The following is a 15,059-nucleotide window of genomic DNA, read 5'->3' as shown; positions in this document are numbered from 1 at the left end:
ATTGGACTAATGGAGTTGATCTGGCTAGATTTGAGGATGAGAAAGGTTAGGTGCCCACCATGTTCCGCGTCGCCAGCAAGCAGGAGATTACTGTTTCCGAAGTCCCGTCCAGTCCCGGATTGACGCTCGTCAAGAACGAGCCGCAAGCGGAGCCTCGCCAGTTCCTGACACGCGGTACGCCTGCCTTCCGCCGCGCCACCATCGCGCTGTTTCTCTCGGGCTTTGCCACCTTCTCGCTGCTTTATTGCGTGCAGCCGCTGATGCCGATCTTCTCTCAGGATTTCGGTGTCACGCCCGCAGCAAGCTCGCTGTCTCTATCGCTGTCTACCGGCTTTCTCGCTTTTGCGATCTTCGGGGCCGCCGCCGTTTCGGAAAGCCTCGGCCGCCGCAGCCTGATGTTCGTCTCGCTGCTCGGCGCGGCCATCTGTACGATCATCTGCGCGGTGTCTCCGAGCTGGCATATGCTGCTGGTCGTCCGCGCGCTCGAGGGCTTCCTTCTGGGTGGCGTCCCCGCTGTTGCCATGACCTATCTGGCCGAAGAAATCGAGCCACGCGGCCTTGGCGGCGCCATGGGTCTCTACATCGCCGGCAATGCTTTCGGCGGCATGGCTGGGCGCGTCGTGACGGGTACGATCGCCGAATATCTGAGCTGGCGCCCGGCGCTGGCAACCATTGGCATTCTCGGCCTGATCGCCGCCGTCGGTTTCCTCTATCTTCTGCCGCCGTCGCGCAACTTCACCCCGCGCAAGGGCTTCGATGCCGCCTTTCACGTAAAGGCCTGGGGCGGTCATTTCGGCAATGCGGCGCTGCCATTTCTCTTTGCCATCGCCTTTCTCGTCATGGGCTCCTTCGTCACGGTCTATAATTATGCCGGCTTCCGCCTCGTCGCCGCGCCTTATAATCTCAGCCAGACCGAGCTTGGCCTGATCTTCACAGCCTATCTCTTCGGTATCGTCGCCTCCTGGGCCGCGGGCCTGCTCGGCGATCGCATCGGCCATTTCATCGTGCTGCCGATCGGTGTGCTGATTGCGGCGCTCGGTGCGGCAGTCACGCTTTCCAGTTCGCTGCCGCTGATCATTCTCGGCATCGTCCTTGTGACGATCGGCTTCTTCATGGCCCACTCCGTCGCCAGTGCGCTGGTGGGTCGGCTTGCCCGCAGCTTCAAGGGACACGCCTCCTCGCTCTACCTGCTGGCCTATTATCTCGGCTCCAGCATCGCCGGTTCGCTCGGCGGTTACTTCTGGCTTGCCGATGGCTGGAATGCCGTGGTTGCCTTCATCCTCGTCATGCTCGCACTATGCCTCGTCAGCGCTCTGGCCGTTGCCAGGCTGGCGCGTCGCTGAGGCCGGAGGCCGCCATGATCCGCATCGACCATCTCGATCATCTGGTGCTCACGGTCGCGAGCATTGATGAGAGCTGCGATTTCTATGCCCGCGTTCTCGGCATGGGTGTCGAAACCTTCGGGGAGGGCCGCAAGGCTCTGACCTTCGGCAACCAGAAGATCAATCTGCACCGCGCCGGACATGAGTTCGAGCCGAAGGCCGAGCGTCCGACACCGGGCTCGGCCGATCTCTGCTTCATCAGCACCACGCCGCTCGATGACATCATCGCTCACTTGCAGGCCGAGAGCGTCGCGATCGAGGATGGCCCGGTTCGCCGAACCGGTGCGACCGGTCCCATTCTCTCGGTCTATTTCCGCGATCCCGACCGGAACCTGATCGAAGTTTCCAACATCGTTTCCTGAGATCGTACGCCGTAGGCGCTTCTTGACAGAACTTACTTGCGACCTATATTAAACCTATAAGTTAATTAACTATCTGGTTTATGAAGTCGCATGGACGCATTGAGCATGACCCTCTCGGCCCTTGCCGACCCGACCCGCCGGGCAATCCTGGCGCGGCTGGCGAATGGCGAGGCATCCGTTTCCGAACTGGCCGAACCTTTCGACATGTCGCTGGTCGCCGTCTCCAAGCATCTGAAGGTGCTGGAAAAGGCTGGTCTGATTTCGAAGGGGAGGGAAGCGCAATGGCGGCCCTGCCGGCTGGAGCCAAAGCCGCTGCGGCAGGTGGATGATTGGTTGGAGAACTACCGGCAGTTCTGGAACGACAATCTCGATCGCCTGGAAGCCTATGCAGCACTATTGCAAAAGGGAGGGAAGAATGACCCCAGCAACTGAGGGCGGCAGCATGCGCCCGCCGCGCGAGATCGTGCTGACCCGCGATATTGCCGCGCCGCGTGCCCTCTTGTTTCGCCTCTGGACGGAGCCGGAACATCTGATGCGCTGGTGGGGGCCGCAGACCACGAAGGCTTCATCGGTCTCCGTCGATCTGCGGGAGGGCGGCGCCTGGCGGCATTGCATCATGACGAAGGAGGGCAAGGAATATTGGAGCCACGGTCGCTATCTGGAGATCGTCCCGCCCGAGCGCCTCGTCTTCACCTTTGCCTGGGAGAACCAGGATGGAAAACCCGGCCACCCGATGCAGGTGACCGTGGTATTTCAGGAGCTTGGCGAGAAGACACGCCTTGTCTTCCGCAAGGTCGAACTGCCCGATGATACCGAACTGAGATTGCAGACCGGCGGCTGGGAGCAGGCCCTCGACAAATATGTCGCTTACGCAGAAGCCACCTCAAGGGAAGGATTGGAGTGATGAAGAAGACCTATCATGGAAGCTGCCATTGCGGCGCGGTGAGCTACGAAGCCGATCTCGACCTGCAGGCGGGCACCTTCAAATGCAATTGCTCGATCTGCAAGAAGAAGCGCAACTGGTTGGCCGTCGCCACACCAGCCGATTTCCGGCTGACCTCGGGCGAGGGCAACATCAGCGAATATCAATTCGGCCCGCGCATCTTGCATCACCTCTTCTGCAAGACCTGCGGCATCAGCTCCTTCAACCAGGGTGAAAATCCGGCACTCGGCGGCAAGTTCTATGCGATCAGCGTCAGCTGTTTGGACGATACCACCGACGAGGAACTCGCCTCGCTCCCCGTGGGCTATTTTGACGGCCGCGATGACCGCTACGATCGCGCGCCGGAGGAAACGCGCTATCTCTAGCGCGAGGCTTAGCCCTTAGTGGCCAGCCAGATGACATGACGCGCGCCCGTCTTGCCGTTGGCGCGGGTGTTGACCACCTCGGCTGCAAAACCGCTATCGCGCAGGCGCTTCGTGAAGCGCTCATCGGGTCCTGAAGACCAGACGGCAAGGATGCCGCCGGGGCGAAGCGCATCGCGTGCCGCCTTCAGGCCCTGATAATCGTATAGGCCGTCATTGGCCTCCGACGTAATGCCATCGGGACCATTATCGACGTCGAGCAGGATGGCATCGTAGGCCGCCTTGCGGGCACGGATAAGCGGGCGTACGTCGCCCTCATGAATGGCGACGCGCGGATCATCGAGGCAGCCATCAAAGACCGTCGCCATCGGCCCGCGTGCCCAGGTCACGACGGCCGGAACCAGCTCCGCGACCGTAACCTTGGCGTCCGTGTCGAGTTCGCCGAGAGCCGCGCGCAAGGTAAAGCCCATGCCGAGGCCGCCGATCAGTATGTGCGGTGTCTTTCGGCCCTTGATCTTCTCGCAGGAAAGCGTCGCAAGCGCGCGCTCGGAGCCGCTCAGGCGGCTGTTCATCAGCTCGTTGGTGCCGAGCATGATGGAAAATTCCTGGCCGCGCTGCTTCAGGCGCAGCTCGCCGCCACCGGGGATTTTCGCGGTATCAAGCAAGGTCCAGGGGATCACGGACAACTCTCACAACTTGTCAATAATTGCCCGGGACCATAATCTGTCGATGTCGCCAAGAACAGACGTGCTTACCCCAGTCGGATATAGGGCACATCCTTTTTCGCAACTTCGTCGAGCGCTTCCTCATAACCGGCGTCGGCATAGCGCATGACGCCGAGTGCGGTGTCGTTGGTCAGCGCATGGTCGAGCCGTTCGTCGGCCGCCGCCGTGCCGTCTGCGACGATGGTGACGCCGCAGCTCGTCATGTAGCCGGCATAGCCGCCGCCGCCGGAATGGACGACGACGAGATCGGCCATCGACGAGCAGAGCATCATGGCGTCGATCAGCGGCCAGTCGGCAATCGCGTCGGAGCCGTCCTTCATGCCCTCGGTCATGATGTTCGGATGTGCCATGGCGCCGGCATCGAGGTGGTCGCGCGAAAACGCGATCGGGCCTTTCAGCTCGCCGCTGGCGACAAGCTCGTTGACGCGGCGGGCAAGCGCCGTGCGCTCACCATGGCCGAGCCAGGCAATGCGCGCCGGCAGACCCTCGAAGGGCACATGCTCGCGAGCAAGTTTGATCCAGTTGGTAATGATCTTGTTGTCGGGGAACATTTCGAGGAGCAGATCGTCGATGCGGGCGATGTCGCTTTCCTCGCCCGAAAGCGCCATCCAGCGGAATGGGCCGATCGCACGGCAGAAGAGCGGCCGCAAATAGGCCTCGGTGAAGATCGGGATATCGAAGGCGTTGGCGACGCCGCCTTCCTTTGCCTGGGTGCGGATCAGGTTGCCGTTGTCGAAGACTTCGGAGCCCTTCTTCTGGAAGTCCAGCATAGCCTTCACATGCTCGACGATCGAGGCGCGGCTTGCCGCCATCAGCTGGCCCTGGCCGTCGTCGCGGAGATCTTTGACTTGGCTGAGGCTCATGCCCTTCGGCACATAACCATAGACGAGATCATGGGCCGAGGTCTGGTCGGTGACGATATCGGGCACGATGCCGCGGCGTGCAATCTCGGGATAAATCTCGGCCGCATTGCCGACGAGGCCGACGGAAAGCGCCCGTTTTTCCTTGACCGCCGCATCGATCATCGCCAGCGCGGAATCGAGGTCCGGGGCGATTTCCTGCAGATAGCCGATTTCCTGGCGCTTTCTGGCGCGCTCCGCATCGATATCGACGCAGAGGATGGCGGCACCCGCCATGCGGCCGGCGAGCGGCTGTGCGCCGCCCATGCCGCCGAGACCGGCGGTCAGCACGAAACGGCCGAAGAGATCGCCGCCGAAGCGACGCTCGGCGATGCGCATGAAGATTTCATAGGTGCCCTGAATCACGCCCTGGCTGCCGATATATTGCCAGGCGCCGGCCGTAAGCCCGCCCCAGCAGATCAGGCCCTTGCGCTGCAGCTCGTAGAACACCTCGGCCTTCGCCCATTGCCCGACGATATTGCAGTTCGCCATGATGACGAGCGGCGCCTTGTCATGCGTGCGGATGAGGCCGATCGGCTTACCGGACTGGATGAGCAGGGTCTGGTTCTCATCCATCTCCGTCAGCGCCTTGACGATGCCCTTGTGTGCCGCCCAGTTGCGGGCAGCCTTGCCGAGGGCGGCATAGACGACGAGATTGTCGGGATCTTCGCCGACCGAGAGCACGTTTTCGAGCAGGCGCAGCAACGCCTCCTGCCGCCAGCCCTTGGCACGCAGCTCCGGGCCGCCCGGAATGGGGAATTTCGGGTGACGCGGATTGGCTTTCGGCATGGGTTTCCCTTCCCTGTTTTCGTTGTTGTTTCGGCGGCCCGGCTATTTCGGCGGCAGGCCTTCGACGAAGTCCAGCGCGGCCAGAAGCAGCCGCTTGCGCAGCATGTCGTTGCCATAGGCCTCCGGCCCGGCGCGCACCCACCCCTGCATTTCCCGGCCGCGGGACAGCATGGGCTTGACGTCATGTTGCTCCAGCGCCCAGGCGTCGTTACCTTTGCCGAGGCGGATCAGCATCCCGTCGTCACGGGCGCCGCACAGCAGGTGGCCATTGAGCAGAAAGGCCCAGCCGCCGAACATCGCCTTTTCGCTAAGCCCGGGGCGTTCCCCGAGCTCTTCTCTCAGCAATTCTTCGAGACCGGCGTCGCGGGCCATTCAAGCCTCCTGCGCTTCTCAGCCTTTCTTGCCGGCCAGCGCGTATTTCGCGATCTCGATCCCCATCGCCTTTTCGACGGAGGGATAGACCGTGGGGTCGAGCACGCTGGCAGACAGCGGAATGATATCCATCGGCACATGCAGGATGAAGACGTTCATGCCCTCGTGCAGCTGGCCGACGCTCAAGGGCTCGCCTTCCGGCGACAGCGTGGTGATGACGGAGGGGAAGGTTGCGAGCCGCTTGCCGCCGGTATCCTCGACGGCCATGTACTCGTTCATCACATGCATGACGACGGCCTTGTCGCCTGAGCCGACCGTGACGGTGCCGATATCGAAGGCTTCCTTCGTGTAGACGACGTCCTTCTTCGTGATCGTGCCTTCGGCCAGAATATGGCCGCCGGTTGTCTTGCAGATGGCGTCGATGACGGCGCTGCCACCCTTCTTTTCCGCCTCGATGATCGCTTCGCCGAGCGAAAGCGCCATGGAGATGCCGCCGAGTGCTGCATGCGTGCGGACGTAAGAAGCGCGCAGCGGGTTGCGGCAGGAGGCGATGAAGCCGCCGGACTGGTCGGACGCCGCGCGCAGGATCGGCGAAATCTTCGCCGTTGCGCCCTTGACGACCAGCTCGATATAGCGGTTTTCGGCGCGGTTGCCGCCGACGGCGGTCTGGATCATCTGCTCCGGCGAGCCCGCCATGCCGATCGAGCCCATGTCGCCGGTGGGATGGGCGCGGATGTCACCCACCGCGTCCACCACCTTGGTTCCGAGAATGGCCGATGGCAGCCAGCCGTTCAGCGTCGAGGACTTGCCGTTCTGGCCGATGATCAGGCCGGAAAGCTTCTCGCCAAGCTCGTCCTGCAGCAGCTGGGCGGCCTTCACGTAGTCGATGCCCTGCATTTCCCAGGGGGTCGTGGAGGCCGGTGCGCCGATGGCGGCTGCCGTGGCGATCCAGTCGTTGTCATCAAGTTCGTCGATCGACACCAGCTCCGGCTTGCCGACATTGACGGCCGCATAGCCGAGCATGCGGCCGTGATCGGCCCAGCCGCCACCGCCCGCGGCGTAAACCGAGCCGCCCTTGACGGCCGCTTCCACATCCTTGGCAACGAGTACGCGTCCCATTGACTACTCCCGGTTCTGTTTGAGGTTCTTGTCCATGTCGCGCACCGCTTCAAAAAGAACGGCGGCGCCCATGGCGATGTCGTCATTCTCGGCCCATTCTTCGGCGCAATGGCTGCGGCCTTCCTTGCAGGGCACGAAGATCATCGCGGCAGGGGCGACCTTGGCGATCCAGGCCGTGTCGTGGCCGGCGCCGGAGGCCATGCGACGATGCTTGGCGCCGACCGTGTCGCAGGCGCGCTCAAGGGTTTCGAGCAGCACCGGCGCGCCGGGGGTCGGCATATTGTCGGAGACGCGCACCGGCGTATTGATCGTCACGCCATAGTCGGCGGCGATGATCTTCACCTCGCCGTCGATCCAGGCGAGGAAATCTTCCATATCGCTGCGGATTTCGGCGCGGCCGTCGATCAAGAGCACGACCTTCGAGGGCACGACATTGGCGGCATTCGGCTCGATGCGGAATTCGCCGACGGTGGCGGCGAAATGCCCCGGCGTCTTTGCCTGTTCAGCAGCGCGTTGGCGAATGTCGAGGACCAGTTGCGAGGCGGCTACCAGCGCATCCGCACGGCGATCCATCGGCGTCGTGCCGGCATGGTCAGCACGGCCTTCCACGGTGATTTCGATGCGGGTGATGCCGGCGATCGCGGTGACGATGCCGATATCCTTGTTCTCGGCTTCTAGCACAGGGCCCTGCTCGATATGCAGCTCCAGGAAGCCGGCAATATCCGGCCGCTTCTGGGAGAGTAGCACGGAGGGATCACCGCCGACCTCGGCAATGCCCTGCGAAAGCGTGCGATCACCGCTCGTGCGGGAGAGCCATGCCTCCGGGATCTGGCCGGTCATGCCGCGGCTGCCGACGCAGGAGACGCCGAAGATGCTGACTTCTTCGGCCAGGAAATCGACGATCTCCAGATCATGGTCGAGTTCGATGCCACGATCCTTCAAGGAGCGTGCGACTTCCAGCGCGGCGATCGTACCGGCGATGCCGTCGAAGCGGCCGCCATCGGGAACGGTGTCGGAATGCGAGCCCACAAGGATCGTGCCGAGGCCGGGCTTGGCGCCCTCGCGCCGGCCGATCAGGTTGCCGGCGGCATCCATTCGCGTCTCAAGTCCTGCGGCTTTCATCCGTGCGTCGATATAGGCGCGTCCTTCCAGAAAGAGCGGCGAGAAGGCACGGCGCGTCCAGGGATGGCCCGGCTCGGTAATGCCGGCCAGCGCATCGATGTCTTCAGCGATACGGTCGGCGTTGACGGGCAGGTTGTGGCGCTTGGTGTCGGTCATCGGGCTGCATCTCCGGCAAGAACTTGACGAGGCAAGGGACGAACGAAGCTGCCGGAGCCGGGTTCGGCCAGCACCTTCTGTCCCTCGGTGATCTGCTTGCCTCTAAGATAGGCCGCCGACACAGTCCAGGGCAGGCGGATGCCGTTATAGGGGCTCCAGCCGACGACGTTGTTGCCGCTTGCCGCCGCGTCGTAAACCATTTCGCGCGGCTCCAGCACGACGATATCGGCATCCTTGCCGGGCGTCAGCGCGCCCTTGATATGATCGAGGCGAAAATGCTTAGCCGGATTCTCCGCCATCAGCTTCGCGGCCCAGGTCAGCGGCACGCCGCGTTCCAGAGCACCCTTGACGAAGAGCGGCACCATGACCTCCAGTCCCGGCACGCCGGAAGCGTTCGCCAGCATGTCCGGATTGGTTTTGCGATTTTCCGACCAGCTGACATGGTCGGTCGAGACGAGCCAGACATTGCCTTCCGCCACCTTGCGCCACAAGGTTTCCACTTCGGCGCGCGGGCGGATCGGCGGATTAATTTTCGCCTTGCCGCCAAGACGCCGCACATCGTTTTCTTCGTCGAGCGTCAGATAGTGAATGCAGCATTCGACCGTCGCTTCGAAGCCGTCGCGGCGATAGGCGCGGGCAATGTCATAGCCGCGGCCGAGTGAGCAATGCACGACATGGGCCGGGCAGCCGGTATCCGCACCCGTCTCGAAGATCGTGTGCATGGCCAGCAGTTCGGTAATCGGCGGGCGGGAAAGGCCGTGGGCGCGGTAGTCGGTGACGCCGCTTGCCTTCACCTGTTCCATATAGGTGCGAACCGCTTCGTCGTCTTCGTTGTGCACGCCGGCGGTGAGACCCGTGGGCGCGATCGCCGCAAAGCAGGCGTCGAGCAGGGCGGGCGGAATGCGCGGAAAGCGTTTCGGATCGGTGCCGAAGGTGGAGAATTTGAAGGCGGCGACACCGGCCTCGACCATCTCCGCGATGCGTGCCGGCCCTTCTTCAGGATCGATGGTTCCATAGAGGGCAAAGTCGACGCGCGATTGCGGCGCGGCGTGGTCGACCTTCTTTTTCACCGATGCTGCCGAGCAGACGAGATTGCCTTCGTCATAGGGCATATCGACGATGGTGGTGACGCCGCCGGCGGCTGCCGAACGCGTCGACCAGATGAAATCCTCCTGATCCTTCTGGGACAGCGAGTGGGTTTGCGCGTCGATCGCGCCGGGCAGGATCAGCGCCTTGCCGAGCAGGTGCCGCTCGCGCGCAGCCGGCGGCACGCCGATGCCCACTTCGGCGATCTTGCCGTCGCGCACGGCGACGTAACCGGCTTCCACGATGCGTTCGGGCAAAACGACGGTGCCTTGCAGAACAAGATCGAAATCGGCCATGTACAGTCTCTCCGCTTGTCGGTTGGTTCAGATGGCGACGGTGTCGCGATAAAGCCGCTCTTCGACCCGCTCCAGCGAGCCGAGTGCGAAGAAATCATCATAGGCGATGATGGGCTTATGGGCGATCATCTCCGAAATGAAGGCTTCGGAGGCAAGTTCCTCCTCGATCGCCTCGACTTCGGCCGAAAGGGGACGGTCCACCACGTAGAAATCGGCATGTTTGCGCACGACGTCATAGAGCATGCGTGCCACGCCTTCCGGCTTGTCGCCAAGAATATCCATCGCCTGCGCCGACAACAGCGCCTCCAGCGCCGCCAGGCGCTTCAGCGCCCGCATCTGCCGCTCGAAGCGCTCGATGACCAGCGGCAGGAAGGCTGCCTCGTCTTCCATGCCCGCCGCGACGACCAGCGACTGTGCCGAGACCGGGTTGGACATGGAGAGCACGCGCGAAAAGATTTCGCCGGCAAGCTTGATGATAGGTCCGAAGCCGGTTGCGATCTTCCCTTCCGGGACGAGATTGACCGGCAGGCCGCGCCGCTGGCCGTTGCCGAGCAGGACGCAGCGATTGAAGGCGTTGCGCGCGGCGTGGGCCATGCAGATGACGGCGGCTTCCAGAAGCACCGTGACATCAAGCGGAAGGGAGCCGCCCGAGGTCATCACTCGCCCGTCGACGATGACGGGATTGTCGTCCGAGCGGCCGGTGGCGGCGAGGATCTTGTGGCCGGCCGTGAGCAGGTTTTCGATGACGGCGCCGAAGACCTGGGCGATCATGCGCAGGCTCAGCGGGTCCTGCACATGGGTAGCGACCGGCCAGGGCCATTCATCCGAGGCGTTGCATAGCCATGCGCCGATCAGGGCTTCGCGGGCTGTGCCGACATGGCGCACCGAAATCCAGGGGTCGCGCGAAGTACCGAGCGCGCCGGCCGCCATCATGCCGGTCGCAAGCAGCACGCGGATCGAGGCGGCGGCATTGCGGGTTGTCTCGGCGGCGGCCGCAAAGCTGACGGCATTGACGCTGAGCGAGGCCAAGCTGTCGCGCGGCATCATCCGGACGGGAGCGATGCCGGCGGCATCGAAGGCATCGGCCGCCTGCATTCGGCGGCCGCGATAGACCGCCTCGCCGACGCCGGTCAGAACTGCGCCGATCTGGCCCATCAGGCCGATATCGGCGCAGCCGATCGAGCCAGTGCGCCGAACGACCGGAATGACGTCGGCGCTGAGAAGCTGCAGATAGGCCTGGATCAATTCCTGCGAACATCCGACCTGACCGGTCAGAGCCGTATTGACCCGGATGGCCATGGCGTTGCGCACGACCGACATGGAGAAAGGGGCGCCCGTGCCGAAATGATGGGCGCGCACGAGGCCGAGATTGAAGGCATCAAGATCTTCGGGAGACCATTCGACATCCTTCATGGCGCCGACGCCGGTCGTGGAGCCGTAGACCGGCATGCCGGATTGGATTGCGCTTTCGAGAATACCCCGCGCTATGCGCACGCGCGCCATGCCGGTTTCCGATGCCGAGGGCAGGGCGACGCCCGCCCCGATCCGCACCAGGTCGCTGAACCCGAGGGGTTGCCCGGTGAGTTCGATGCCGGCTCTCTGACGCTCCATGTATTTTGTTCTCCTTTTTTCGCGAGGCTATGCGAGCCTTATCGCAAATGGGATATCCCAAATGGCGAACACCTCCATAGGCGGGATACGGCTGAATTTTGAGGCGAATCCGAGCGCCGCGCAACTCTGTGTTTGCTCGGATATAAGGGCTCGGGAAGATGACCGCGGGGAGGAGCCTTGCGGGCTAGCCCAGATGCCAGGCGATCTTGCGGGCTAGCCCAGATGCCAGGCGATATAGATAAGCGTCAGGGCGATCACCCACAAAGCGAAGCGGCCGGAGCGGCTGTGCTTGGCTTCCGACTTGCCGATCGCCTCTGCGGTCTGCGGATCGAAACGCAGGCCGTTTTCGCTCATGTGCAGCAATTCGTGATGGAATTTCTCGGTCTTGGCGGCAATTTCCGGCGCTGCTTCGGCAAGCTTCACGGCCGCCTTCAAGCCGTCCTTCAGGTCGGCCATGATCCGCTTCGGGCCGAGATTGGTACGAATCCAGTCGCCGACGACCGGTTCCGAAGCCTTCCACATGTTGAAGCGCGGATTGAGCATGCGCGACACGCCCTCGACCACGACCATGGTCTTCTGCAGCATGACGAGTTCGGGCCGCGTCTCCATGTCGAAGAGCTCGGTCACTTCGAAGAGCAGCGTCAGAAGCTTGCCCATCGAGATCGTCTCGGCCGGTTGGCCATGGATAGGCTCGCCGATGGCACGGATCGCCTGGGCGAAACTCTCCATATTATGATGGGAAGGGACGTAGCCCGCTTCGAAATGCACTTCCGCGACGCGAAGATAATCGCGCGTGATGAAGCCATAGAGGATTTCGGCGAGGAAGCGGCGCTCCTTCTTTCCGAGGCGCCCGACGATGCCCATGTCGACGGCGACGATCATGCCGGCGGGATCGATGAAAAGATTGCCGGGATGCATGTCGGCATGGAAGAAGCCGTCGCGCAGCGTGTGACGCAGGAAGGACTGGATCAGCGTGTCGGCAAGCGCGTTGAGGTCGTGCCCGGCTGCCTTCAGCCCCTCGACATCGGACATCTTGACGCCGTCGATCCACTCCATGGTGATGACGTCGCGGCCGGTGCGTTCCCAGTCGACCTTCGGAACGCGGAAACCCGGGTCCTTTTCGGTATTTTCGGCGATCTCGGAGAGCGCAGCCGCCTCCAGCCTGAGATCCATCTCGACTTTCGTAGTCTGCTCGAGCGTCTTCGTTACTTCCACCGGCCGAAGGCGCCGGCTGGAAGGCATGAAGCGTTCCTGCATCCCCGCGACGAGGTACATCGCCTTGATATCGTTGGAAAACCGCTGACGTACACCGGGCCGTACGACCTTGACCGCAACGCGCTTGCGGCCCTCGGCCGTCTCGATTTCGGCCGGATGCACCTGCGCTATCGAGGCGGCGGCAATCGGCTCGCCGAAGCTGGCATAGAGATCGTCTATCCGTCGCCCGAGGGAGGCTTCGATGGCTGCCGTCGCCGTCTCGTGCGGAAAGAAGGCCATCCTGTCCTGCAACTGCGACAGGTCATTGGCCATGTCCACGCCGACGACGTCGGGCCGCGTCGCCAGGAACTGGCCGATCTTCACATAAGACGGGCCGAGCCGCTCGACCGCCTTGGCCAACCGGTCGCTGCGAGCCTGGCTCTTTGCCTTCCTACGAGCGAAGATGCTGACGAAGGACTTCGCGAAACCGACGGAAGGCGGCAGTCCCTCTGAAGGGAGTGCGATCACCACGCCTTCGCGCACAAGCACCCAGCCGACCCGGACAAGGCCGAAATATGCGCTGAGAGCACTCATAGAGCAATTCCAGGAAAACTGCGCAGCGGCTTTTCGTCAGGAGTTGCGTCAAAACAAAAGGATAGAGTCTGAAGGTTTCTGAAAGCGGAGGCCGTCAGCCGCATCACATGGCTCGACATCATGCTTCAGAGCTTCCAGCCGGAGTGCAGCGCAGCGATGCCGCCGGTGTAGTTGGTGAAGCTCACGCGCGAGAAGCCGGCCTCGCGGATCATCGCGGCGAAATCCTGCTGGTTCGGGAACTTGCGGATGGATTCCACCAGATACTGATAGGGCTCGGCATCGCCCGTGATCGCCTTGCCGAACTTCGGAATGGCGTTGAAGGACCATGATTCATAGACACGGTCGAGCAGCGGCAAGTCGACTTCGGAAAATTCCAGCACGAGCAGCCGGCCGCCGCGCTTCAGCACGCGATAGGCTTCCTTCAGCGCGACATCGATATGCGGCACGTTGCGGATGCCGAAGGCGATCGTATAGGCGTCGAAGGAGTTCGGCTCGAATGGCAGTTCTTCCGCATTCGCCTCGACGAAGGTGAGATTGTCCGAGAGCTTCTTCTTCTCGGCACGCTCAGCCCCAACGCCGAGCATCGAGCCGTTGATGTCGAGCACGGTTGCGTGCGCCAGCCGGTTGGATGCCTCGACGATGCGGAAGGCGATGTCGCCCGTGCCGCCTGCAACATCGAGCACTTTGTAGGCGGGGTCCTTGCGCGGGTTGAGCGCTGCGACCATTCCATCCTTCCAGGCGCGATGCATGCCCATGGACATGACATCGTTCATCACGTCGTAGCGTTTGGCGACCTTGTGGAACACCTCGTTGACGAGGCCCTGCTTTTCGCCATCGGCCACTTCGCGGAAGCCATAGGATGTTTCCATGCCGCCATCGGCGGAAGTGCGGCTGTCTGCCATCGGCTCAACTCCGTTACACTACAGCGTCGCGTGTCATATGTGATGCGCAAAGTCGCTGTAACACATTAAATATCCTACATAATTTCAATCTTCGATCGATTCCGATCCAAGGAATTATGCCGTATTCCGCAGCGGACCATAGCGAAATCGCGTTTGCCACGCTATCTCATCAGCCAGATCACCAGCCGCAACGCCCTGCGCTATAGCTCAGATCATAAGCGGTTGAAACATAAAGATGGATAGCCATGCCGGAATTACCAGAGGTCGAAACCGTCAGACGCGGGCTTGCGCCCTCTATGGAAGGCGCCGTTCTGAGAGAGCTGGAGCTGCGCCGCAACGATCTGCGCTTTCCTTTCCCCACCGATTTCGCTCGGCATGTTTCGGGCCGCGGCATCACGTCGCTGTCGCGCCGCGCCAAATACCTGCTCATCGATCTCGAGAATGGCAAGACGATCATCTCGCATCTCGGCATGTCCGGTTCGTTCCGGGTGGAGGCGGGTGCGGCGGCCGATACGCCGGGAGCCTTCCATCATCCCCGCTCCAAGGACGAGAAGCACGATCATGTCGTCTTTCATCTGACGCGCAGCGGTAGCGATGCGCGCGTCATCTATAATGACCCGCGCCGCTTCGGCTTCATGGATATCGTCGGGCGGGCCGACATGGCGATCCATCCCTTCTTCCGCGATCTCGGTCCGGAGCCGACGGGCAACGAACTCAGTGCTGATTACCTGGCTAAGCGTTTTGCCGGCAAGGCGCAGCCGCTGAAGAGCGCGCTGCTGGATCAGAAGAACATCGCCGGTCTCGGCAATATCTATGTGTGCGAAGCGCTGTGGCGCTCCCATTTGTCGCCGCTGCGTGCCGCCGGCACGCTGGTGACGGATGGCGGAAAGCCGGGCGAAGGTCTGCGGACATTGGTCGATGCCATCCGCGAGGTCATTGCCGATGCGATCGCGGCTGGCGGCTCGTCGCTGCGCGATCACATCCAGACGGATGGCTCGCTCGGCTATTTCCAGCATTCCTTTTCCGTCTACGATCGAGAAGCGCAGCCTTGCGGTACGCCCGGTTGCGGCGGTACGGTCAGTCGCATCGTCCAGGCAGGGCGCTCTTCTTTCTATTGCGCAGACTGCCAAAGCTGATTGAAAGGG

14 protein-coding genes and 1 pseudogene are annotated in these 15,059 nt (G+C 62.5%); 6 read left to right on the top strand and 9 right to left on the bottom strand.

Going from position 1 to position 15,059, the window contains the following annotated elements; all coding sequences use genetic code 11:
- Positions 1–59: 59 nt before the first annotated feature.
- From BJ928_RS05640 to BJ928_RS05620, 5 genes are all read left to right on the top strand, one after another.
- Positions 60–1,343: an MFS transporter gene (locus tag BJ928_RS05640; protein WP_047628401.1), complete on the top strand. Its 1,284-nt coding sequence runs from the start codon at positions 60–62 to the stop codon at positions 1,341–1,343.
- A gap of 14 nt (positions 1,344–1,357) precedes the next feature.
- Entirely contained in the window at positions 1,358–1,744 is a 387-nt protein-coding gene (locus tag BJ928_RS05635) for a VOC family protein (protein WP_047628400.1), read from the top strand.
- A 90-nt stretch (positions 1,745–1,834) separates the two neighbouring features.
- Complete coding sequence (locus BJ928_RS05630) at positions 1,835–2,176, top strand: metalloregulator ArsR/SmtB family transcription factor (RefSeq protein WP_047628398.1); 342 nt, start codon at positions 1,835–1,837, stop codon at positions 2,174–2,176.
- Positions 2,160–2,648, top strand: a complete 489-nt coding sequence (locus BJ928_RS05625; RefSeq protein ID WP_052227479.1) for an SRPBCC domain-containing protein — start codon at positions 2,160–2,162, stop codon at positions 2,646–2,648. Before BJ928_RS05630 ends, BJ928_RS05625 begins: the two co-directional genes overlap by 17 nt.
- Entirely contained in the window at positions 2,648–3,052 is a 405-nt protein-coding gene (locus BJ928_RS05620; RefSeq protein WP_047628394.1) for a GFA family protein, read from the top strand. The genes BJ928_RS05625 and BJ928_RS05620 overlap by 1 nt, the downstream gene beginning before the upstream one ends.
- An 8-nt stretch (positions 3,053–3,060) precedes the next feature.
- Here the strand turns inward: BJ928_RS05620 and BJ928_RS05615 are convergent, their stop codons facing one another.
- The 9 genes and pseudogenes from BJ928_RS05615 to ubiE all read right to left on the bottom strand — a co-directional run bounded on the left by BJ928_RS05615 (position 3,061) and on the right by ubiE (position 13,914).
- The gene (locus tag BJ928_RS05615; protein WP_047628393.1) at positions 3,061–3,729 is read right to left on the bottom strand and encodes a parallel beta-helix repeat-containing protein; all 669 of its coding nucleotides are present in this window, start codon (positions 3,727–3,729) and stop codon (positions 3,061–3,063) included.
- A 71-nt stretch (positions 3,730–3,800) separates the two neighbouring features.
- A complete protein-coding gene (locus tag BJ928_RS05610) occupies positions 3,801–5,462 on the bottom strand; it encodes a urocanate hydratase (protein ID WP_047628392.1) in 1,662 nt (553 codons plus the stop codon).
- A gap of 42 nt (positions 5,463–5,504) precedes the next feature.
- Positions 5,505–5,834, bottom strand: a complete 330-nt coding sequence (locus BJ928_RS05605) for a TfoX/Sxy family protein (protein ID WP_047628390.1) — start codon at positions 5,832–5,834, stop codon at positions 5,505–5,507.
- 18 nt (positions 5,835–5,852) lie between these two features.
- Positions 5,853–6,953 carry a DUF917 domain-containing protein gene (locus BJ928_RS05600; RefSeq protein WP_047628388.1) on the bottom strand — a complete coding sequence of 367 codons (1,101 nt, stop codon included), beginning with the start codon at positions 6,951–6,953 and terminating at the stop codon, positions 5,853–5,855.
- A pseudogene (locus BJ928_RS05595) lies at positions 6,937–8,231 on the bottom strand (Zn-dependent hydrolase); the annotation flags it as partial. The pseudogene BJ928_RS05595 and the gene BJ928_RS05600, both read right to left, overlap by 17 nt.
- Complete coding sequence (locus BJ928_RS05590) at positions 8,228–9,613, bottom strand: amidohydrolase family protein (RefSeq protein WP_047628384.1); 1,386 nt, start codon at positions 9,611–9,613, stop codon at positions 8,228–8,230. The pseudogene BJ928_RS05595 and the gene BJ928_RS05590, both read right to left, overlap by 4 nt.
- A gap of 27 nt (positions 9,614–9,640) precedes the next feature.
- The gene (locus BJ928_RS05585; protein ID WP_047628382.1) at positions 9,641–11,224 is read right to left on the bottom strand and encodes an aromatic amino acid lyase; all 1,584 of its coding nucleotides are present in this window, start codon (positions 11,222–11,224) and stop codon (positions 9,641–9,643) included.
- Between the two features lie 213 nt (positions 11,225–11,437).
- Positions 11,438–13,012, bottom strand: a complete 1,575-nt coding sequence (gene ubiB / locus BJ928_RS05580; protein WP_047628378.1) for a 2-polyprenylphenol 6-hydroxylase — start codon at positions 13,010–13,012, stop codon at positions 11,438–11,440.
- A 125-nt stretch (positions 13,013–13,137) separates the two neighbouring features.
- Positions 13,138–13,914, bottom strand: a complete 777-nt coding sequence (gene ubiE, locus BJ928_RS05575) for a bifunctional demethylmenaquinone methyltransferase/2-methoxy-6-polyprenyl-1,4-benzoquinol methylase UbiE (protein WP_047628376.1) — start codon at positions 13,912–13,914, stop codon at positions 13,138–13,140.
- 245 nt (positions 13,915–14,159) lie between these two features.
- Between ubiE and mutM the strand changes: the two genes are divergently transcribed.
- On the top strand, positions 14,160–15,050 hold the full coding sequence (gene mutM / locus BJ928_RS05570) for a bifunctional DNA-formamidopyrimidine glycosylase/DNA-(apurinic or apyrimidinic site) lyase (protein ID WP_047628374.1): 891 nt from the start codon (positions 14,160–14,162) through the stop codon (positions 15,048–15,050).
- The last annotated feature ends 9 nt before the right edge of the window (positions 15,051–15,059 follow it).

The organism is Rhizobium sp. WW_1 (genome assembly GCF_003610155.1).
GTDB classification, from domain to species: domain Bacteria; phylum Pseudomonadota; class Alphaproteobacteria; order Rhizobiales; family Rhizobiaceae; genus Rhizobium; species Rhizobium tropici_A.
This window is presented reverse-complemented; position numbering and strand designations above follow the sequence as displayed.